The sequence below is a fragment of the Pseudomonas sp. TE3644 genome (genome assembly GCF_056278815.1).
The window spans coordinates 6,393,012-6,411,748 of the sequence record NZ_JBWBQF010000001.1 but is presented as its reverse complement, the minus strand read 5'-3'; the positions used below and the strand labels follow the sequence as shown (position 1 = coordinate 6,411,748).

Below are 18,737 nucleotides of genomic sequence, written 5' to 3'. Positions count from 1 at the left end.
CCATGGCAGCAGAAACCGCTTCGGGCTATATCCAGCACCACTTGCAGAACTTGACCTTCGGTCAACTACCAGATGGCGGCTGGGGCTTTGCCCACTCCGCAGCACAAGCCAAGGAAATGGGCTTTTGGGCTTTCCACGTCGATACCCTCGGCTGGTCGGTAGCCCTGGGCCTGATTTTCGTCCTGATTTTCCGCATGGCGGCTAAAAAGGCGACTTCCGGCCAACCTGGCGCCCTGCAGAACTTCGTCGAAGTGCTGGTAGAGTTCGTCGACGGCAGCGTCAAGGACAGCTTCCACGGCCGTAGCGCCGTGATCGCTCCCCTGGCACTGACCATCTTCGCCTGGGTGTTCCTGATGAACGCCATCGACCTGATCCCGGTCGACTGGATTCCTCATCTGGCCGCCGCCATCACTGGCGATCACGAGATTCCGTTCCGTGCAGTGTCCACCACTGACCCGAACGCTACCCTGGGCATGGCGCTGTCGGTGTTCGCACTGATCATCTTCTACAGCATCAAGATCAAGGGTATCGGCGGCTTCCTGGGTGAACTGACCCTGCACCCGTTCAGCAGCAAGAACATGCTGGTTCAGATCATTCTGATCCCGGTCAACTTCCTGCTTGAATTCGTGACCCTGATCGCCAAGCCAATCTCTCTGGCGCTGCGACTGTTCGGCAACATGTACGCCGGTGAACTGGTGTTCATCCTGATCGCCGTGATGTTCGGCAGCGGTCTGCTGTGGCTGAGCGGTCTGGGCGTTGTACTGCAGTGGGCGTGGGCTGTGTTCCACATCCTGATCATCACCCTGCAGGCCTTTATCTTCATGATGCTGACCATCGTCTACCTGTCGATGGCGCACGAAGAGAACCATTAAGACCCGCCTGGCGTGTCTGATGACCCTTCCACCCCGGTGGGAGGGTGCCCTTGGGGGGAGTCTGCCGGGGCTGCTGCAAAAACGATTTGTTTTACCGCTTTAATCTAAAAAACCTAACCAATACGACGTAAAAGTCGGGAGGAAAGATGGAAACTGTAGTTGGTCTAACCGCTATCGCTGTTGCTCTGCTGATCGGCCTGGGCGCACTGGGTACTGCTATCGGCTTCGGCCTGCTGGGCGGCAAATTCCTGGAAGGCGCTGCTCGCCAGCCAGAAATGGTTCCAATGCTGCAAGTTAAAATGTTCATCGTCGCCGGCCTGCTCGACGCCGTGACCATGATCGGTGTTGGTATCGCTCTGTTCTTCACCTTCGCAAACCCCTTCGTTGGTCAACTCGCTGGCTAATCTCTCGAATTTTCGAGTTGATTGGTGTGTTGGACAAAGAACGAGCGAGGTGTTGGCGTGAACATTAATGCAACCCTGATTGGCCAGTCCGTTGCGTTCTTCATCTTTGTGCTGTTCTGCATGAAGTTCGTGTGGCCTCCGGTCATCGCGGCTTTGCACGAACGTCAGAAGAAGATCGCGGATGGACTGGACGCTGCGCAACGAGCAGCTCGCGACCTGGAGTTGGCCCAAGATAAAGCGGGTCAGCAACTGCGTGATGCTAAAGCTCAAGCAGCCGAAATCATTGAGCAAGCCAAGAAACGCGGTGCTCAGATCGTCGACGAGGCCCGTGAACAGGCCCGTGTCGAAGCTGACCGTGTGAAGGCTCAGGCTCAGGCCGAGATCGAACAGGAACTGAACGGTGTCAAAGACGCGCTGCGTGCCCAAGTGGGTGCTCTGGCCGTAGGCGGTGCCGAGAAGATCCTGGGCGCCACAATCGATCAAAACGCGCACGCGGAGCTGGTTAACAAACTGGCTGCAGAAATCTAAGCGAGGGCGATCATGGCAGAACTGACCACGTTGGCCCGACCTTACGCTAAGGCAGCCTTCGAGCATGCCCAGGCCCACCAGCAACTGGCCAATTGGTCAGCCATGCTCGGCCTGGCTGCTGCAGTGTCGGAAGACGACACCATGCAGCGCCTGCTCAAGGCCCCGCGACTGACGAGCGCACAAAAGGCCGCCACTTTTATTGAAGTGTGCGGTGAAAAGTTTGATACCCAGGCACAGAATTTCATTCATGTTGTCGCGGAAAACGAGCGCCTCCTGCTGTTGCCGGAGATCGCCGCTCAGTTCGACCTGTACAAGGCCGAGCTCGAGAAATCCGTAGACGTGGAAGTAACCAGTGCCTTTGCATTGAACGACGAACAGCAAGACAAACTCGCCAAGGTTCTCAGTGCACGGCTTGGCCGCGAAGTGCGACTGCACACCGCGCAAGATGCCTCCCTGATCGGGGGCGTCGTCATTCGCGCTGGTGACCTGGTAATCGATGGTTCAGTGCGTGGCAAACTCGCGCAGCTGGCCGAAGCATTGAAATCTTGAGTTTGAAGGGGCAGCAGAGCAATGCAGCAACTCAATCCTTCCGAAATAAGTGAAATTATCAAGGGCCGCATCGACAAGCTCGATGTGACCTCCCAAGCCCGTAACGAAGGCACTGTCGTCAGCGTATCTGACGGCATCGTGCGGATTCACGGTCTGGCCGACGTAATGTACGGCGAGATGATCGAGTTTCCGGGCGGCGTCTTCGGCATGGCACTCAACCTGGAGCAGGACTCCGTAGGCGCCGTTATTCTCGGTTCCTACCAGTCCCTGGCCGAAGGCATGAGCGCCAAGTGCACTGGCCGCGTCCTGCAGGTTCCGGTTGGTAAGGAACTGCTGGGTCGCGTCGTCGACGCACTGGGTAACCCTGTTGACGGTAAAGGTCCTCTGGGCCACACCGAAACTGACGCTGTCGAGAAAGTCGCACCAGGCGTGATCTGGCGTAAATCGGTAGACCAGCCTGTACAGACTGGCTACAAGTCGGTTGACGCCATGATCCCTGTCGGCCGTGGCCAGCGTGAGCTGATCATCGGTGACCGCCAGATCGGCAAGACCGCCATGGCGATCGACGCGATCATCAACCAGAAAAACAGCGGCATCTTCTGCGTGTACGTGGCAATCGGTCAGAAACAATCGACCATCGCCAACATCGTACGCAAGCTGGAAGAAAACGGCGCAATGGCTAACACCATCGTCGTAGCCGCCAGTGCTTCCGAATCGGCTGCCCTGCAATACCTGGCTCCGTACTCCGGCTGCACCATGGGTGAATTCTTCCGCGACCGCGGTGAAGACGCGCTGATCGTTTATGACGATCTGTCCAAGCAAGCAGTGGCTTACCGCCAGATTTCCCTGCTGCTGCGCCGTCCACCAGGCCGTGAAGCCTACCCAGGTGACGTGTTCTATCTCCACTCCCGTCTGCTGGAGCGTGCATCGCGCGTTTCCGAAGAGTACGTTGAGAAGTTCACCAACGGTGCAGTGACTGGCAAGACCGGTTCCCTGACCGCACTGCCGATCATCGAAACCCAGGCTGGCGACGTTTCCGCGTTCGTTCCGACCAACGTGATTTCCATCACCGACGGTCAGATCTTCCTGGAATCGGCCATGTTCAACTCGGGCATCCGCCCTGCAGTGAACGCCGGTGTTTCGGTATCGCGTGTGGGCGGTGCCGCTCAGACCAAGATCATCAAGAAGCTGTCCGGTGGCATCCGTACCGCTCTGGCTCAGTACCGTGAACTGGCGGCATTCGCCCAGTTCGCTTCTGACCTGGACGAAGCCACCCGCAAGCAACTGGAGCACGGTCAGCGCGTTACCGAGCTGATGAAGCAGAAGCAATACGCTCCTATGTCCATCGCGGACATGGCGCTGTCGCTGTACGCCGCTGAGCGTGGTTTCCTGACTGACGTCGAAATCGCCAAGATCGGTAGCTTCGAGCAGGCCCTGATTGCTTACTTCAACCGCGATCACGCCGATTTGATGGCGAAGATCAACGTGAAGGGTGACTTCAATGACGAAATCGACGCTGGCATCAAAGCCGGTATCGAGAAGTTCAAGGCCACCCAAACCTGGTAAGCCGCAGCGGGAGCCGCGAGGCTCCCGCTTGCTAACCTGATAGGTGTTACATGGCAGGCGCAAAAGAGATTCGCAGTAAGATTGCGAGCATCAAAAGCACGCAAAAAATTACCAGCGCCATGGAAAAAGTGGCGGTCAGCAAAATGCGCAAGGCTCAAATGCGCATGGCAGCCAGCCGTCCTTATGCGGAGCATATCCGCCAGGTGATTGGGCATCTGGCCAACGCCAACCCGGAATACCGCCACCCGTTCATGATCGATCGCGAAGTAAAGCGCGTCGGTTATGTCGTTGTGAGCAGTGACCGTGGTCTGTGCGGCGGCTTGAATACCAACCTGTTCAAGGCCTTGGTCAAGGACATGGCGGCTAACCGCGAGCGCAACGTCGAAATCGACCTGTGCGTGGTTGGCAGCAAGGGTGCGGCGTTCTTCCGCAGCTTCGGCGGCAACGTCGTTGCAGCGATCAGCCACCTGGGCGAAGAGCCATCGATCAATGATCTGATCGGCAGCGTCAAGGTGATGCTGGATGCCTACCTGGATGGCCGTATCGATCGCCTGTCCGTGGTGTCCAACAAGTTCGTCAATACCATGACGCAAAAGCCAACGGTCGAGCAGTTGATTCCGTTGGTCGCAACCCCGGATCAAGAGCTCAAGCACCACTGGGACTACCTCTACGAACCCGACGCCAAAGAGCTGCTGGACGGCTTGATGGTTCGCTACGTGGAGTCGCAGGTCTACCAGGCGGTGGTTGAGAACAACGCGGCTGAACAAGCTGCGCGGATGATCGCGATGAAAAACGCCACCGACAACGCCGGCGACCTGATCAGCGAATTGCAGCTGGTCTACAACAAGGCGCGTCAGGCTGCGATCACCCAAGAGATCTCGGAAATCGTCGGCGGCGCTGCCGCGGTTTAACGGTTCAAATATTCAGAGGATCCTGCTATGAGTAGCGGACGTATCGTTCAAATCATCGGCGCCGTCATCGACGTGGAATTCCCACGTGACAGCGTACCGAGCATCTACAGCGCGCTGAATGTTCAAGGCGCGCCTACCACTCTGGAAGTTCAGCAGCAGCTGGGCGACGGCGTGGTTCGTACCATCGCAATGGGTTCCACCGAAGGCCTGAAACGTGGCCTGGACGTGGTTGACACCAAGGCGCCTATCTCGGTACCAGTCGGTAAAGCGACCCTGGGCCGTATCATGGACGTTCTGGGCAACCCAATCGACGAAGCCGGTCCTATCGGTGAAGAAGAGCGTCGTGGTATCCACCAGCCAGCTCCTTCGTTCGCCGAGCAAGCTGGCGGCAACGATCTGCTGGAAACCGGCATCAAGGTTATCGACTTGGTTTGCCCGTTCGCCAAAGGCGGTAAAGTTGGTCTGTTCGGTGGTGCCGGTGTAGGCAAAACCGTAAACATGATGGAACTGATCCGTAACATCGCGATGGAACACAGCGGTTACTCCGTGTTCGCCGGTGTGGGTGAGCGTACTCGTGAAGGTAACGACTTCTATCACGAGATGAAGGACTCCAACGTTCTGGACAAGGTAGCCCTGGTCTACGGTCAAATGAACGAGCCGCCAGGCAACCGTCTGCGCGTTGCGCTGACCGGCCTGACCATGGCCGAGAAGTTCCGTGACGAAGGTAACGACGTTCTGCTGTTCGTCGACAACATCTACCGTTACACCCTGGCCGGTACCGAAGTTTCGGCACTGCTGGGTCGTATGCCATCGGCCGTAGGTTACCAGCCGACCCTGGCTGAAGAGATGGGCACTCTGCAAGAGCGCATCACTTCGACCAAGTCCGGTTCGATCACCTCGGTACAAGCCGTATACGTACCTGCGGACGACCTGACTGACCCGTCGCCAGCCACCACGTTCGCCCACTTGGACGCCACCGTCGTACTGTCCCGTGACATCGCTTCCCTGGGTATCTACCCAGCGGTCGATCCACTGGACTCGACTTCGCGCCAGCTGGACCCACTGGTCATTGGCCAGGAACACTACGACACCGCTCGTGGCGTTCAGTACGTGCTGCAGCGTTACAAAGAGCTGAAAGACATCATCGCGATCCTGGGTATGGACGAGCTGTCGGAATCCGACAAGCAACTCGTTACCCGCGCTCGTAAGATTCAGCGCTTCCTGTCGCAGCCGTTCTTCGTGGCTGAAGTCTTCACCGGTGCCTCGGGTAAATACGTTTCCCTGAAAGACACCATTGCTGGCTTCAAAGGCATCCTCAACGGTGACTACGACCACCTGCCAGAACAAGCGTTCTACATGGTCGGCGGCATCGAAGAAGCGATCGAGAAAGCCAAGAAACTGTAATCCCGGCGCCCGGCAACGGGCGCTAATCAGGTTGAGGCAAGCAGATGGCTATGACAGTCCATTGCGATATCGTCAGCGCGGAAGGGGAAATCTTCTCCGGTCTGGTCGAGATGGTGATTGCACACGGTGAACTGGGTGACCTGGGCGTAACCCTGGGCCACGCACCGTTGCTCACCAATCTGAAGCCAGGTCCGATCCGCTTGATCAAGCAGGGTGGGGAAGAGGAGGTGTATTACATCTCCGGTGGTTTCCTCGAGGTTCAGCCGAACATGGTGAAGGTCCTGGCCGACACCGTGCAACGTGCTGCCGACCTGGACGAAGCCTCCGCTCAGGAAGCCGTCAAGGCTGCTGAGAAGGCCCTGAACGAGCAAGGCGCGGACTTCGACTACGGCGCTGCTGCCGCACGTCTGGCCGAGGCCGCAGCTCAGCTGCGCACCGTTCAGCAGATTCGCAAGAAGTTCGGCAAGTAAGCCGTAACCTCTGTGCGATTGAGTAAAAGGGTAGCCTCGGCTACCCTTTTTCTTTTTGTGCTTTTTATCTTCTGGTCGCATTCGCCGACCAGCCCGGATTGGTAGCCACTCAATGTCTCTCGATATCGTCATTCTTGCCGCTGGCCAAGGCACCCGCATGCGCTCGGCCATCCCCAAGGTGCTGCACCCGGTCGCGGGCAATTCCATGCTCGGCCATGTTATCCACAGCGCCCGGCAACTATCGCCCCAAGGCATCCACGTGGTCATCGGCCACGGCGCGGAGCTGGTGCGCGAACGCCTGGCCGCCGCGGACCTGAATTTTGTACTGCAGGACAAGCAACTGGGCACCGGCCATGCCGTGGCCCAGGCCGTGCCTGCACTGACAGCCGACACCGTGCTGATCCTGTACGGTGACGTGCCGCTGATTGAAGTGGAAACACTGCAGCGCCTGCTGGCCCTGGTCACGCCGGATCAACTCGGCCTGTTGACGGTAAACCTGGCCGACCCGACCGGCTACGGCCGTATCGTGCGTGACGCAGCGGGGCAGGTCAGCGCCATCGTCGAACATAAAGACGCCAGCGACGCCCAGCGCGCCATCAAGGAAGGCAACACCGGCATCCTCGCGGTGCCCGGCAAGCGCCTGGCCGAGTGGCTGGGCCGCCTGTCCAACAACAACGCCCAGGGCGAGTACTATCTCACCGACGTAATTGCCATGGCCGTCGGCGACGGCCTGGTGGTGGCCACCGAGCAACCCCATGACGCCATGGAAGTGCAGGGCGCCAACGACCGCCGCCAGCTGTCCGAGCTGGAGCGTCACTACCAGCTGCGCGAAGGCCGCCGCCTGATGGCCCAGGGCGTGACCCTGCGCGACCCGGCCCGCTTCGACGTGCGTGGCGAAGTCACCGTCGGCCGGGATGTGCTGATCGACGTCAACGTCATCCTTGAGGGCAAGGTAGTGATCGAGGACGACGTGGTGATCGGCCCCAACTGCTATATCAAGGACAGCACCCTGCGCAAAGGTGCCATCCTCAAGGCCAACACCCACCTCGATGGTGCGGTGATGGGTGAGGGCAGCGACGCCGGCCCGTTCGCGCGCCTGCGCCCGGGCACCGTGATGGACGCTCGCGCCCATGTGGGTAACTTTGTGGAGCTGAAAAATACCCACATGCACGAAGGCGCCAAGGCCGGCCACCTGACCTACCTGGGCGACGCCGACATCGGGGCGCGTACCAACATTGGTGCCGGCACCATCACCTGCAACTATGACGGCGCCAACAAGTGGCGCACGGTGATGGGTGAGGATGTGTTCATCGGTTCCAATAACTCGTTGGTCGCGCCTGTGGATATCCAGGCAGGTGCCACGACTGCCGCAGGTTCCACCATCACTCAGGAAGTACCCGCAGGCCAACTGGCCGTAGGTCGCGCCCGCCAACGCAACATCGACGGCTGGAAGCGCCCCGAAAAAATCAAGAAGCCCTGAGTTATCCACACCCACGCCGCACCTCGTAGCCGCTGCCGCCAGGCTGCGCTGGCCCCCCTCCGCACTGAAAATCTCCAGTGAGGCCCAGGGCCAGCGCAGCCTTGCGGCAGCGGCTACGTGTTTGTGGATAACTTGATGAAACCACCTGCCGTCACCTGAACCACAGTTCACTTGACGAAAACCCGCCGATAGGTTTTGATTGCTTCCGTTATCTTTCGAATCGAAACTTAAAAGCCGCCATGTCGAAACGCAACACGCCCCAGCGCCGTCACAACATTCTTGCCCTGCTCACTGAACAGGGCGAGGTGAGCGTCGACGCGCTGGCACGTCGCTTCGAAACTTCCGAAGTCACCATTCGTAAGGATCTGGCTGCCCTGGAGAGCAACGGGTTGCTGTTGCGTCGCTACGGCGGTGCGATCCCGGTGCCTCAGGAGCTGATCGCCGAGCAGGCGCAAAATGTTTCTATCCACAAGCAGGCCATTGCCCGTGCTGCTGTGGACAAGATCCGCGAGCACGCCCGCATCATCATCGACAGCGGCAGCACCACTGCCGCCATGATCCCGGAACTCGGCCATCAGCCTGGCCTGGTGGTCATGACCAACTCGTTGCACGTGGCCAACGCCCTCAGCGAATTGGAACATGAGCCGGTGCTGTTGATGACCGGTGGCACCTGGGACCCACATTCCGAATCCTTCCAAGGCCAGGTCGCCGAGCAGGTACTGCGCTCCTACGACTTCGACCAACTGTTCATTGGCGCCGATGGCATCGACCTGACGCGTGGCACCACCACCTTCAATGAACTGCTCGGCCTGAGCCGGGTAATGGCCGAGGTCGCCCGCGAAGTGATCGTGATGGTCGAATCCGACAAGGTCGGTCGCAAAATCCCCAACCTGGAACTGCCCTGGAGCAGTGTCCACACCCTTATTACCGATGATCGCCTGTCTCAAGAGGCACGCGACCAGATTCAGGCCCGCGGTATCAACCTCATCTGCGCCGCCGCAAGCTAGGAGAACAACCCATGTGTGGAATCGTTGGCGCCATCGCCGAGCGTAATATCACCGCTATCCTGCTCGAAGGCCTGAAGCGCCTTGAGTACCGTGGCTACGACAGTGCCGGCGTGGCGCTGTACACCAACACCGGTTCGCTGCAGCGCCGCCGTCGCGTGGGCAAGGTCAGCGAGCTGGAAGCAGCCCTGGCCGCCGACCCGCTGGCCGGCCAGTTGGGCATCGCCCACACCCGTTGGGCCACCCACGGCGCGCCGACCGAGCCTAACGCGCACCCGCATTTCTCGTCCGAAGACGTGGCAGTGGTGCACAACGGCATCATCGAAAACCACGAAGTGCTGCGCAATCGCCTGAAGGGCCTGGGCTACGCCTTCACCTCCGACACCGACACCGAAGTCATCGCTCACTTGCTGCACCACACCCTCAAGACCGTCCCGGACCTGACTGACGCCCTCAAAGCCACCGTCAAGGAACTGCATGGTGCCTACGGCCTGGCCGCGATCAGCCTCAAGCAGCCTGACCGCCTGGTAGCCGCCCGCAGCGGTAGCCCGCTGGTGATCGGCCTGGGCCTGGGCGAAAACTTCCTGGCGTCCGACCAGCTGGCCCTGCGCCAGGTGACCGACCGCTTCATGTACCTGGAAGAGGGCGACATCGCCGAGATCACGCGCGAGACCGTGCGCATCTGGGACAACGCCGGCCAGTTGGTACAGCGTGAAACCGTGCAATACCACGAAGGCGCCGAAGCCGCTGACAAGGGCGAATTCCGTCACTTCATGCTCAAGGAAATCCACGAGCAGCCAAAAGTGGTGCAGCGCACCCTGGAAGGCCGTCTGGGTCAGGAGCAGGTACTGGTGCAGGCCTTCGGCCCACAGGCCGCCGAACTGTTCGCCAAAGTGCGTAACGTACAGATCGTCGCCTGTGGTACCAGCTACCACGCCGGCATGGTCGCCCGTTACTGGCTCGAAGGCCTGGCCGGCATCCCTTGCCAGGTAGAAGTGGCCAGCGAATTCCGCTACCGCCGCGTGGTGGTACAGCCGGACACCCTGTTCGTCTCGATCTCCCAGTCGGGCGAAACCGCCGACACCCTGGCCGCCCTGCGCAACGCCAAGGAACTGGGTTTCCTCGGCAGCCTGGCGATCTGCAACGTAGGCATCAGCTCTTTGGTACGTGAGTCGGATCTGACCCTGCTGACCCAGGCCGGCCCGGAAATCGGCGTGGCCTCGACCAAGGCCTTCACCACCCAGCTGGTTGGCCTGATGCTGCTGACCCTGTCCCTGGGCCAAGTGCGTGGCACTCTGGAAGCCGGCGTCGAAGCTGAACTGGTCGAAGAACTGCGCCGCCTGCCAACCCGCCTGGGCGAAGCCCTGGCGATGGATGGCACCGTGGAAAAGGTCGCTCAACTGTTCGCCGAGAAGCACCACACCCTGTTCCTGGGCCGTGGCGCGCAATTCCCGGTAGCGATGGAAGGGGCCTTGAAGCTCAAGGAAATCTCTTACATCCACGCCGAAGCCTACCCAGCCGGTGAGCTCAAGCACGGCCCGCTGGCGCTGGTGGACAAGGACATGCCGATCGTCACCGTGGCGCCGAACAACGAACTGCTGGAAAAGCTGAAATCCAACCTGCAGGAGGTGCGTGCCCGGGGTGGTGAGCTGATCGTGTTTGCGGACGCGCAGGCGGAGTTCCGGGATGGGCCGGGGACGCATGTGATTGCCATGCCGCACATCGTTGATGCGCTGGCGCCGATCTTGTACACCATTCCGTTGCAGTTGCTTTCGTATTACGTGGCGGTGCTGAAGGGGACTGATGTGGATCAGCCGCGGAATTTGGCGAAGTCGGTGACTGTGGAGTAACGGCTGGACTGCTGCAAAACCGAGCCCTTGATTGAAAAATCAGGGGCTTTTTTGTTGACGTAACAAATTAACTATGGTCCTTATATTGACATGGTCTAAAAAAAGACTATAATAGGTCCAGTCAGCCAAGCTGATGATTTTTATTGAACGTCCCATGAAGGGACACAGGGGCTCAATAGCCCCCTTTCAGGAGAGGTTCGCCTCATGAGAGTTGAAACGATTAGCTATTTAAAGAAGCACGCTGCAGACCTGAATCTGGATGGGCCGATGGTCGTCACTCAGAACGGAAAGCCTGCCTATGTAATCGAGACTTACGAAGAGCGTGAGCGTCGAGAACAGGCAATCGCTTTGGTGAAGCTGCTCGCCCTGGGATCGCGCGAGATTCGCGAAGGCAAGAGTTGCTCCGTTGACGAACTGAAAACCCGTCTGGCCAGGAGATTTAACCAACATGAATAACTGAGGAGACACTATGTCCAACACTGCACCCCGTTACACCGTAATCCTGGCCAACTCGGCCGAAGAAAGTATTGCTGATCAGATCGAATACTTGGCCGGTACCCTGCATCATTCCATCGACTCCGCCTACAGCGCAGTCCTTGCGGTTGTAGACAAGGTGCATGCAAATCTGGCGTTTTTTCCCGCCGCCGCCCCCGTCTCCCCTGAAGCCAGTGAAATTGGCGTAACGCACTATCGGCGACTCCTGATCGATGGCTTTCGCATCTTTTACGAGATTGACGAGCAACTCGCCCAGGTTCATGTTCTGTTGATGCTCAAATGCAAGCAGGACGTGAAAGACGCACTTATCCGTTACTGCCTTATCAGACCGGATAATTGATTCAGGGATTCGCGTGGCAGCCATCGTTTGTCGATGGCTGCGCTGTCCATCGATAGCACGTTTTCGTATCCATACCTCGGACCCTTTTGGCGAAGCCCAACGGTTCACCCGTTGAGAACGGTCATGCCCGCAATTCGCCGTTAAAGACCGTTGCGAAAGGTGGGTCACCTCGACTTTGCGCTGGCTAAAAGGTGCGCTTCGAAACAATGTGTAACGGAAGAAAACCCACAAAAATCCGCACCATGGTCTAAGACGATAGTCGCGGCTCCCCTTGCAGTGCCAAATTCTGGACTACCCTGAATCTCAGAGAAGCCTGACTTAGGGGGGTTAAACATGCTCGCGCAATTGCCACCGGCCTTACAGAAACTTCAGCTACCGCTACGCCTGAGACTCTGGGATGGTCATGAGTTCAACCTGGGCCCCGAGCCCAGTGTCACGATCGTGGTGAAGGATCCACAGCTGGTGACGCAGTTCACTCACCCTACGCTGGATCTGCTGGGCACCGCCTTCGTCGAAGGCAAGCTGGAGATGGAAGGTTCGATCGGTGAGGTGATTCGAGTATGTGACGAGCTGAGCCAGGCGTTGCTCGATGACGATGAAAGCGACCAGCCTATCCGCACGGTCCATGACAAGGACACTGACGCGGCGGCCATTTCTTACCACTACGATCTGTCCAATGAGTTCTACCAGCTGTGGCTGGACAAGGACATGGCCTATTCCTGTGCGTATTTCCAGACCGGCACCGAGACGCTGGAGCAAGCCCAGCATGCCAAGTTCGAGCATCTGTGCCGCAAGCTGCGCTTGAAGGCCGGTGACTATCTGCTCGACGTGGGCTGTGGCTGGGGCGGGTTGGCGCGCTATGCGGCGCGCGAGTACGGCGCCAGGGTGTTCGGTATCACCCTGAGCAAGGAGCAACTCAAGCTGGCGCGCAAACGGGTGAAAGCCGAAGGCCTCGATCACCTGGTTGAATTGCAGCTGCTGGACTATCGCGACCTGCCTCAGGACGGCCGCTTCGACAAGGTGGTCAGCGTGGGCATGTTCGAACACGTCGGCCACGCCAACTTGCAGGTGTACTGCGAGCGCCTGTTCGGCGCCGTACGCGAAGGCGGTTTGGTGATGAACCATGGGATTACCGCCAAGCATACTGACGGCCGTCCTGTGGGACGCGGGGCAGGGGACTTTATCGAGCGGTATGTTTTCCCACACGGTGAGCTGCCGCACATGGCGATGATGTCTGCGCGTATCAGTGAGGCGGGCTTCGAAGTGGTGGATGTGGAAAGCCTGCGGCTGCATTACGCCAAGACTCTGGATCACTGGAGCAAGCGTCTGGAGGGCAAGCTTGAGAAAGCTGCTGCCATGGTGCCGGAACAGGCCCTGCGCATTTGGCGGTTGTACCTGGCGGGCTGTTCCTATGCGTTCGCACACGGCTGGATCAACATCCACCAGATCCTCGCCGTCAAAGCTTACTCCGACGGTACCCACGGCCTGCCCTGGACGCGTGAGGATTTGTACCGCTAAGCGGCGTAGCGATGCGCATCTACAGGATGGGTGAAATCAGCCTGGCGATGCGCATGCCCAACTTCTGCAGCTGGTGCGTGTGTCGGCTGTCTTCCACGGTAATTTCCCGGGATAGCGCAAAGTCGGCCTCAAGCATGTCCTGCACTTGGCCGGCGAATACGCTGTCGACTGTCAGCAGCATGATTTCGAAGTTGAGCCGGAACGAGCGGTTGTCCATGTTGGCGCTGCCGATGGCGCTGATTTCGTTGTCCACCAGCACCACCTTCTGATGCAAAAAGCCCGGACCGTAACGGAACATCCTCACGCCGGCGCGCACCGCTTCAAAAGCAAACAGGCTTGAGGCGGCGTAGACCACTTTGTGATCCGGGCGCGATGGCAACAGGATACGCACGTCCACCCCTCGCAGTACCGCCAGGCGCAACGCAGCGAACACGGCTTCGTCAGGGATGTAATAGGGCGTGGTTATCCACACCCGCTCGGTGGCCGCATGAATGGCCTCGACGAAAAACAGCGAGCAGGTTTCCTGTGGGTCGGCCGGGCCGCTGGCCAATACCTGACACAGCACGCCATCTTCCTCATAGGCATCCGGCAGTATCAGCGGCGGCAATTTACGTGAGGCCCAGAACCAGTCCTCGGCAAACGACTCCTGCAGGCAGGCCACGACAGGCCCGCCGACGCGGACGTGAGTATCGCGCCACGGGGAAAGCTTCGGGTTGCCGCCCAGGTATTCGTCGCCGACGTTATGCCCGCCGACAAACCCGACGAGGCCGTCGACCACGACGATTTTGCGGTGGTTGCGAAAGTTGACCTGAAAGCGATTGAGCCAGCCGCTGCGGGTGGCGAAAGCGCGTATCTTCACGCCGCCCTGGCGCAGCACTTCACCGTATTGGTGGGGCAGGGCGTGGCTGCCGACGCTGTCGTAGAGCACATAGATGTTCACGCCCTCGGCTGCTTTCTCCAGCAGCAGGCTTTGCAGCTCTTTGCCGATCTGGTCGTCATGGATGATGAAGAACTGCACCAGGACCACCTCGCGTGCTCCCCGAATGGCGGCGAAGATGGCCTCGAAAGTTGCCTTGCCATCGACCAGCAAGCTGACCTGATTGTTGGCCAGGCAGGGCATGCGTCCCAGCTTGGGCATGGCCCGCAGTGAAGCGTAAGAGCTGGAGTTGCGCGCGGTGAGAGCTTCTTCCACCCAAGGGCGCCAATCCAGCTCGGCAATTGCCTTGTGCATTTCGCGGTTGGCCTGACGGCGGGCTTCGATGTACGCATCGAAGGTACTGCGACCAAACACCAGGTAGGGGATCAAGGTAAGGTAGGGCACGAATACCAATGACAGTGCCCAGGCAATCGAGCCTTGTGCGGTGCGCACGGTAAACACCGCATGGATGGCTGCGATGACACCCAGCAGGTGAATCAATCCAAACAGGTAGCCAAAAAACCAGGGGCTGTGATAATCCATGCGCAGCGTTGCTCCCGAATGCGTAGTGTCTAACAGACCACGTTGGCAGCGGGTTGTCTCGAAATAATTCAGCATGCAACGCAATCGGCTATTTGGCATCCAAGTAACATCATCCAGCCAAGACTGGACCACCACCCCAGGAGTTATCCATGAAGATTCGTTTGCCGGCTGTGGCTTTGGCCCTGTGTCTGTCGGCGCCCCTCGTGCAGGCGCAGATGCTCCAACCGGGTTTGTGGGAATTGACCACCAGCAACATGCAGGTCGATGGCAATGCCTTGCCTGACCTGAATGTGATGTTGGGGCAGATGCAGATGCTGGCGCCCGAACAGAAGGCGATGGTCGAGCAAGCGATGGCCAAACAGGGGATCAGCGTAGGTGGCAAGGGCATCCGCAGCTGCCTGACCCAGGCCCAGGTGCAGTCCGATGACATCCCTTTGCAGGATCCTCAATCGGGCTGCAAACAGCAGATCACTGCGCGCCACGGCAACGTATGGGACTTCCGCTTCAACTGCCCCAAGGCGCAGGGCACTGGGCAGGCGACCTTCCTTAGCCAGCGTGAATTCCTGACCAAGGTCAGCGGTACCTTCAATGCTACCGGCACCCAGCAGAAGGGCAGCATGGAAACCCGCGCGGTGTGGCTAGGCAACGACTGCGGCACCGTGCGCCCCCGTCCGTAACCCGGAATCTGTAGCCGCTGCCGCCAGGCTGCGCTGGCTCTATGCCTCGCTGGAGATCTGCCGTGTATAGAAGGGCCAGCGCAGCCTGGCGGCAGCGGCTACAGGGAATACGGCGGGGTTCCACGTGGAACACTCAGATGTAGAAAATTTCATAATCCGGACCGCACGCCCGGTTTAGAGTCGCCACCATGCGGACTCTCTGCCTGTGCTATTTCATCTTGGGCGATTTTCCGCATGTTATATTATAACGATGCGAAAACTGTAACCTCCTTTGATGAAGCCTCGCCGGACCCGCCATGCATAGACGCCAACTGCTCACCTTCATCCTGGCCAGCACGACGCTGGCATTGCCACTGGGCGCCTCGGCGGCGCTGGTGCGCGACGCGCGATTGTGGCGCAGCAGCGACAAGCTGCGAGTGGTGTTTGACCTGAGCGGCCCGGTGCAATTCAAGACCTTCACGTTGCAGGCGCCCGATCGCCTGATCGTCGACGTGGCTGGCGCGCAACTGAGTGGCGACCTCTCCCATTTGAATCTTGCAGGCACCAGCGTGCGGGCCATTCGCTCCGGCCCGTTCGGCCATGGTGATACCCGTATCGTCTTCGACCTCAAGGCGCCGATGCAGGCCTCCGCATTCTTGCTCGGCCCTCAGTCGGGGCAGGGCCATCGCTTGGTGCTGGACCTGATGCAGCCTGGCGTTGCTGCCGCTGCGCCCGCGGTGGCAGCGCGCGCGCCCGAGCCGGTGGAGCAGGAAGCCGAAAAGCCGGTCGCCGCCAGCAACTTTCACCCCAAGCGTGACATCGTGGTGGTGGTCGACCCGGGTCATGGTGGCAAAGACCCCGGCGCCATCGGCGGTAAGGGCGAGCGCGAGAAGGACGTGGTGTTGTCCATCGCACAACTGCTTGCCCGCCGCTTGAAACGCGAAAAAGGCTACACCGTGCACCTGGTGCGCAACGACGACTTCTATGTACCCCTGCGCAAGCGCGTCGACTTTGCCCGCCAGCGCAATGCCGACATGTTCATCTCTGTACACGCCGACGCAGCGCCACGCCTGACAGCTTCGGGTGCCTCGGTTTTTGCCCTGTCGGAAAACGGCGCTACTTCGGCCACTGCGCGGATGATGGCCGACCGTGAAAACGGTGCCGACCTGATTGGCGCCGCCAGCCTGCTCAACCTCAAGGACAAGGACCCGATGCTGGCCAACGTGATCATCGACATGTCGATGAACGCCACCATCGCCTCCAGCCTGGAGTTGGGGCACACGGTGCTGGGCAGCCTCGCCGACATCACCACGCTGCACCAGAAGCGCGTGGAGCAGGCCGGCTTTGCCGTGCTCAAATCGCCTGATGTGCCGTCGATCCTGGTGGAGACCGGCTTCATCTCCAATGCCAGCGATGCACAGCGCCTGGTGACCGCACGTCATCAACAGGCCGTGGCCGATCGCTTGTTTGCGGGTATCAATACCTACTTTGAAAAACACCCGCCCAGCGGGTCGTTCGTGGCTTGGGCGCAAGAGCAAAAGGCGCAGCAAACCGCCTGAGAGGACAATCGGTATTGGCTATCCTGTAATGTAATAATATAACATTGCAGGATAGCCTGGCAGTTCATTCCAAAAGACCAGGCGTCCATGAGGAACCGAACCATGCCCCATCGTCTTCCCGTCACCGTGCTGTCCGGCTTTCTGGGCGCCGGCAAGAGCACCCTGCTGAACCACGTGCTGCGCAACCGCGACAACCTGCGCGTGGCCGTGATCGTCAACGACATGAGCGAGATCAACATCGACGGTACCGAGGTGCAGCGCGATGTCAGCCTCAACCGCGCCGAAGAAAAACTGGTGGAGATGAGCAACGGCTGCATCTGCTGCACCCTGCGCGAGGACCTGCTGGAGGAAGTGGCGAAGTTGGCCGATGAAGGCCGTTTCGATTACTTGCTGATCGAGTCGACCGGCATCTCCGAGCCGCTGCCCGTGGCCGAGACCTTCACCTTCCGTGACGAGCAAGGTCGCAGCCTGGCCGATCTGGCGCGGCTGGACACCATGGTGACGGTGGTGGATGGCGTTAATTTCCTGCGTGATTACGAGGCAGCCGAAAGCCTGGCCAGCCGAGGGGAGACCCTGGGCGAGGACGACGAGCGCGCTATCACCGACTTGCTGATCGAGCAGGTGGAATTCGCCGACGTGATCTTGATCAGCAAGATTGACCTGATCAGCGCCAGCGATCGCGAAGAACTTATCCACATCCTCAAGCGTTTGAATTCCCAGGCGCAGGTACTGCCGATGGTGATGGGGCAAGTACCACTAGGCCGTATCCTGGACACCGGCCTGTTCGACTTCGAACGTGCGGCGCAGGCGCCTGGCTGGCTGAAGGAGTTGCGTGGCGAACACGTACCCGAAAGCGAAGAGTACGGCATCACTTCAGGTGCTTACCGGGCGCGCCGACCCTTTCATCCACAGCGCTTTTACGATTGGATTAACAGCCCGTGGGAAAACGGCAAGTTGCTGCGCTCCAAAGGCTTCTTCTGGCTGGCGAGCAAGCCGCAGGAGGCGGGCAGTTGGTCTCAGGCGGGCGGTTTGATGCGGCACGGTTTCGCTGGCCGCTGGTGGCGTTTTGTACCCAAGGCGCACTGGCCTCAGGACGCCGAAAGCACTGCATCGATCCTGGCGCACTGGCAGCCTGACAGCGGTGATTGCCGTCAGGAGCTGGTGTTCATCGGCCAGGGCGTGGATTTCCAGCGCCTGAATGCAGAACTGGATGAGTGCCTGCTGACCGAAGCGGAAATGGCCATGGGCAGCGAAGCCTGGACCGCGTTGCCAGACCCGTTCGGCCCCTGGCATGAAGATGCGGCCTGATCAGGGCTTGAGCCAGGTGCCCAGGCTTTTCTGCTCGCAAAACGGCTCGAGGTAAGCCGCATCGGTGGCCACGCCGTAATAGTGGATATCCTGCCGATAGGGCATATTGTCCACATGGGCGTTGCTGCACACGCCAAACGCCCCCGCCGGGCACTGGTCGACGAACTGCACGTCGACCTTCTGCCCCGGCAGGTTGGGCTCACAAAAACCGTCGTGGAACATCTTTTCGGGGATGTTGCGATTCTGCTGACAGACTTTCACGTCCAGCCGCTCGGCGTGGCTGTGGACAACACAGGCCTGGGCCCATACCTGGGTGCTGGCCAGAGTCAGTACCAGTACCAGCGCACCACGAAAACCCATCCAC

General features: G+C 59.5%; 19 protein-coding genes. 17 read left to right on the top strand and 2 right to left on the bottom strand.

Going from position 1 to position 18,737, the window contains the following annotated elements:
- Window positions 1-2 precede the first annotated feature (2 nt).
- The 14 genes from atpB to cfaB all read left to right on the top strand — a co-directional run bounded on the left by atpB (window position 3) and on the right by cfaB (window position 13,391).
- Entirely contained in the window at window positions 3-872 is an 870-nt protein-coding gene (gene atpB / locus ACZ9GA_RS28495; protein ID WP_008367084.1) for a F0F1 ATP synthase subunit A, read from the top strand.
- Window positions 873-1,018: 146 nt separating this feature from the next.
- A complete protein-coding gene (gene atpE, locus ACZ9GA_RS28490; RefSeq protein ID WP_002555987.1) occupies window positions 1,019-1,276 on the top strand; it encodes a F0F1 ATP synthase subunit C in 258 nt (85 codons plus the stop codon).
- Between the two features lie 57 nt (window positions 1,277-1,333).
- Complete coding sequence (locus ACZ9GA_RS28485) at window positions 1,334-1,804, top strand: F0F1 ATP synthase subunit B (RefSeq protein WP_027980920.1); 471 nt, start codon at window positions 1,334-1,336, stop codon at window positions 1,802-1,804.
- A 12-nt stretch (window positions 1,805-1,816) separates the two neighbouring features.
- Complete coding sequence (locus tag ACZ9GA_RS28480) at window positions 1,817-2,353, top strand: F0F1 ATP synthase subunit delta (RefSeq protein WP_027980919.1); 537 nt, start codon at window positions 1,817-1,819, stop codon at window positions 2,351-2,353.
- A 21-nt stretch (window positions 2,354-2,374) separates the two neighbouring features.
- Window positions 2,375-3,919, top strand: a complete 1,545-nt coding sequence (gene atpA, locus ACZ9GA_RS28475) for a F0F1 ATP synthase subunit alpha (protein WP_455920899.1) — start codon at window positions 2,375-2,377, stop codon at window positions 3,917-3,919.
- 50 nt (window positions 3,920-3,969) lie between these two features.
- Window positions 3,970-4,830: a F0F1 ATP synthase subunit gamma gene (gene atpG, locus ACZ9GA_RS28470; protein ID WP_027980917.1), complete on the top strand. Its 861-nt coding sequence runs from the start codon at window positions 3,970-3,972 to the stop codon at window positions 4,828-4,830.
- A gap of 27 nt (window positions 4,831-4,857) precedes the next feature.
- Window positions 4,858-6,234, top strand: a complete 1,377-nt coding sequence (atpD, locus tag ACZ9GA_RS28465) for a F0F1 ATP synthase subunit beta (protein WP_027980916.1) — start codon at window positions 4,858-4,860, stop codon at window positions 6,232-6,234.
- A 44-nt stretch (window positions 6,235-6,278) separates the two neighbouring features.
- A complete protein-coding gene (locus ACZ9GA_RS28460) occupies window positions 6,279-6,704 on the top strand; it encodes a F0F1 ATP synthase subunit epsilon (protein ID WP_027980915.1) in 426 nt (141 codons plus the stop codon).
- 112 nt (window positions 6,705-6,816) lie between these two features.
- The gene (gene glmU, locus ACZ9GA_RS28455) at window positions 6,817-8,184 is read left to right on the top strand and encodes a bifunctional UDP-N-acetylglucosamine diphosphorylase/glucosamine-1-phosphate N-acetyltransferase GlmU (RefSeq protein ID WP_457359056.1); all 1,368 of its coding nucleotides are present in this window, start codon (window positions 6,817-6,819) and stop codon (window positions 8,182-8,184) included.
- 239 nt (window positions 8,185-8,423) lie between these two features.
- Window positions 8,424-9,191: a DeoR/GlpR family DNA-binding transcription regulator gene (locus ACZ9GA_RS28450; protein WP_457359058.1), complete on the top strand. Its 768-nt coding sequence runs from the start codon at window positions 8,424-8,426 to the stop codon at window positions 9,189-9,191.
- An 11-nt stretch (window positions 9,192-9,202) separates the two neighbouring features.
- Entirely contained in the window at window positions 9,203-11,038 is a 1,836-nt protein-coding gene (gene glmS, locus ACZ9GA_RS28445) for a glutamine--fructose-6-phosphate transaminase (isomerizing) (RefSeq protein ID WP_457359060.1), read from the top strand.
- Window positions 11,039-11,242: 204 nt separating this feature from the next.
- Complete coding sequence (locus tag ACZ9GA_RS28440; protein ID WP_457359061.1) at window positions 11,243-11,494, top strand: type II toxin-antitoxin system Phd/YefM family antitoxin; 252 nt, start codon at window positions 11,243-11,245, stop codon at window positions 11,492-11,494.
- Between the two features lie 13 nt (window positions 11,495-11,507).
- Window positions 11,508-11,873 (top strand): type II toxin-antitoxin system RelE/ParE family toxin, encoded by a 366-nt coding sequence (locus ACZ9GA_RS28435; protein ID WP_457359063.1) that lies wholly within the window; start codon window positions 11,508-11,510, stop codon window positions 11,871-11,873.
- 333 nt (window positions 11,874-12,206) lie between these two features.
- The gene (gene cfaB / locus ACZ9GA_RS28430; protein WP_457359065.1) at window positions 12,207-13,391 is read left to right on the top strand and encodes a C17 cyclopropane fatty acid synthase CfaB; all 1,185 of its coding nucleotides are present in this window, start codon (window positions 12,207-12,209) and stop codon (window positions 13,389-13,391) included.
- A gap of 19 nt (window positions 13,392-13,410) precedes the next feature.
- Here cfaB and cls read toward each other — a convergent pair whose 3' ends face one another.
- The gene (cls, locus tag ACZ9GA_RS28425) at window positions 13,411-14,850 is read right to left on the bottom strand and encodes a cardiolipin synthase (RefSeq protein ID WP_457359067.1); all 1,440 of its coding nucleotides are present in this window, start codon (window positions 14,848-14,850) and stop codon (window positions 13,411-13,413) included.
- Window positions 14,851-14,999: 149 nt separating this feature from the next.
- On the opposite strand from cls, the gene ACZ9GA_RS28420 reads away from it, so the two are divergent.
- The 3 genes from ACZ9GA_RS28420 (at window position 15,000) to zigA (ending at window position 18,373) form a co-directional block, all read left to right on the top strand.
- Complete coding sequence (locus ACZ9GA_RS28420; RefSeq protein WP_457359069.1) at window positions 15,000-15,527, top strand: DUF3617 domain-containing protein; 528 nt, start codon at window positions 15,000-15,002, stop codon at window positions 15,525-15,527.
- 296 nt (window positions 15,528-15,823) lie between these two features.
- Window positions 15,824-17,065, top strand: a complete 1,242-nt coding sequence (locus ACZ9GA_RS28415) for an N-acetylmuramoyl-L-alanine amidase (protein WP_457359071.1) — start codon at window positions 15,824-15,826, stop codon at window positions 17,063-17,065.
- Between the two features lie 102 nt (window positions 17,066-17,167).
- Window positions 17,168-18,373, top strand: a complete 1,206-nt coding sequence (gene zigA / locus ACZ9GA_RS28410; RefSeq protein WP_457359072.1) for a zinc metallochaperone GTPase ZigA — start codon at window positions 17,168-17,170, stop codon at window positions 18,371-18,373.
- Here the strand turns inward: zigA and ACZ9GA_RS28405 are convergent, their stop codons facing one another.
- On the bottom strand, window positions 18,374-18,733 hold the full coding sequence (locus ACZ9GA_RS28405) for an NADH:ubiquinone oxidoreductase (protein WP_457359074.1): 360 nt from the start codon (window positions 18,731-18,733) through the stop codon (window positions 18,374-18,376).
- Between the last annotated feature and the right edge of the window lie 4 nt (window positions 18,734-18,737).

What these genes read in the sequence shown, in the direction of transcription:
- atpE (WP_002555987.1), top strand. Translation starts at nt 1,019, where the DNA reads ATGGAAACTGTAGTTGGTCTAACCGCTATCGCTGTTGCTCTGCTGATC.
- atpD (WP_027980916.1), top strand. Translation starts at nt 4,858, where the DNA reads ATGAGTAGCGGACGTATCGTTCAAATCATCGGCGCCGTCATCGACGTG.
- ACZ9GA_RS28415 (WP_457359071.1), top strand. Translation starts at nt 15,824, where the DNA reads ATGCATAGACGCCAACTGCTCACCTTCATCCTGGCCAGCACGACGCTG.
- glmS (WP_457359060.1), top strand. Translation starts at nt 9,203, where the DNA reads ATGTGTGGAATCGTTGGCGCCATCGCCGAGCGTAATATCACCGCTATC.
- cfaB (WP_457359065.1), top strand. Translation starts at nt 12,207, where the DNA reads ATGCTCGCGCAATTGCCACCGGCCTTACAGAAACTTCAGCTACCGCTA.
- zigA (WP_457359072.1), top strand. Translation starts at nt 17,168, where the DNA reads ATGCCCCATCGTCTTCCCGTCACCGTGCTGTCCGGCTTTCTGGGCGCC.
- glmU (WP_457359056.1), top strand. Translation starts at nt 6,817, where the DNA reads ATGTCTCTCGATATCGTCATTCTTGCCGCTGGCCAAGGCACCCGCATG.
- ACZ9GA_RS28420 (WP_457359069.1), top strand. Translation starts at nt 15,000, where the DNA reads ATGAAGATTCGTTTGCCGGCTGTGGCTTTGGCCCTGTGTCTGTCGGCG.
- cls (WP_457359067.1), bottom strand. Translation starts at nt 14,850, where the DNA reads ATGGATTATCACAGCCCCTGGTTTTTTGGCTACCTGTTTGGATTGATT.
- ACZ9GA_RS28450 (WP_457359058.1), top strand. Translation starts at nt 8,424, where the DNA reads ATGTCGAAACGCAACACGCCCCAGCGCCGTCACAACATTCTTGCCCTG.
- ACZ9GA_RS28440 (WP_457359061.1), top strand. Translation starts at nt 11,243, where the DNA reads ATGAGAGTTGAAACGATTAGCTATTTAAAGAAGCACGCTGCAGACCTG.
- atpG (WP_027980917.1), top strand. Translation starts at nt 3,970, where the DNA reads ATGGCAGGCGCAAAAGAGATTCGCAGTAAGATTGCGAGCATCAAAAGC.
- ACZ9GA_RS28405 (WP_457359074.1), bottom strand. Translation starts at nt 18,733, where the DNA reads ATGGGTTTTCGTGGTGCGCTGGTACTGGTACTGACTCTGGCCAGCACC.
- atpB (WP_008367084.1), top strand. Translation starts at nt 3, where the DNA reads ATGGCAGCAGAAACCGCTTCGGGCTATATCCAGCACCACTTGCAGAAC.
- atpA (WP_455920899.1), top strand. Translation starts at nt 2,375, where the DNA reads ATGCAGCAACTCAATCCTTCCGAAATAAGTGAAATTATCAAGGGCCGC.
- ACZ9GA_RS28435 (WP_457359063.1), top strand. Translation starts at nt 11,508, where the DNA reads ATGTCCAACACTGCACCCCGTTACACCGTAATCCTGGCCAACTCGGCC.
- ACZ9GA_RS28480 (WP_027980919.1), top strand. Translation starts at nt 1,817, where the DNA reads ATGGCAGAACTGACCACGTTGGCCCGACCTTACGCTAAGGCAGCCTTC.
- ACZ9GA_RS28460 (WP_027980915.1), top strand. Translation starts at nt 6,279, where the DNA reads ATGGCTATGACAGTCCATTGCGATATCGTCAGCGCGGAAGGGGAAATC.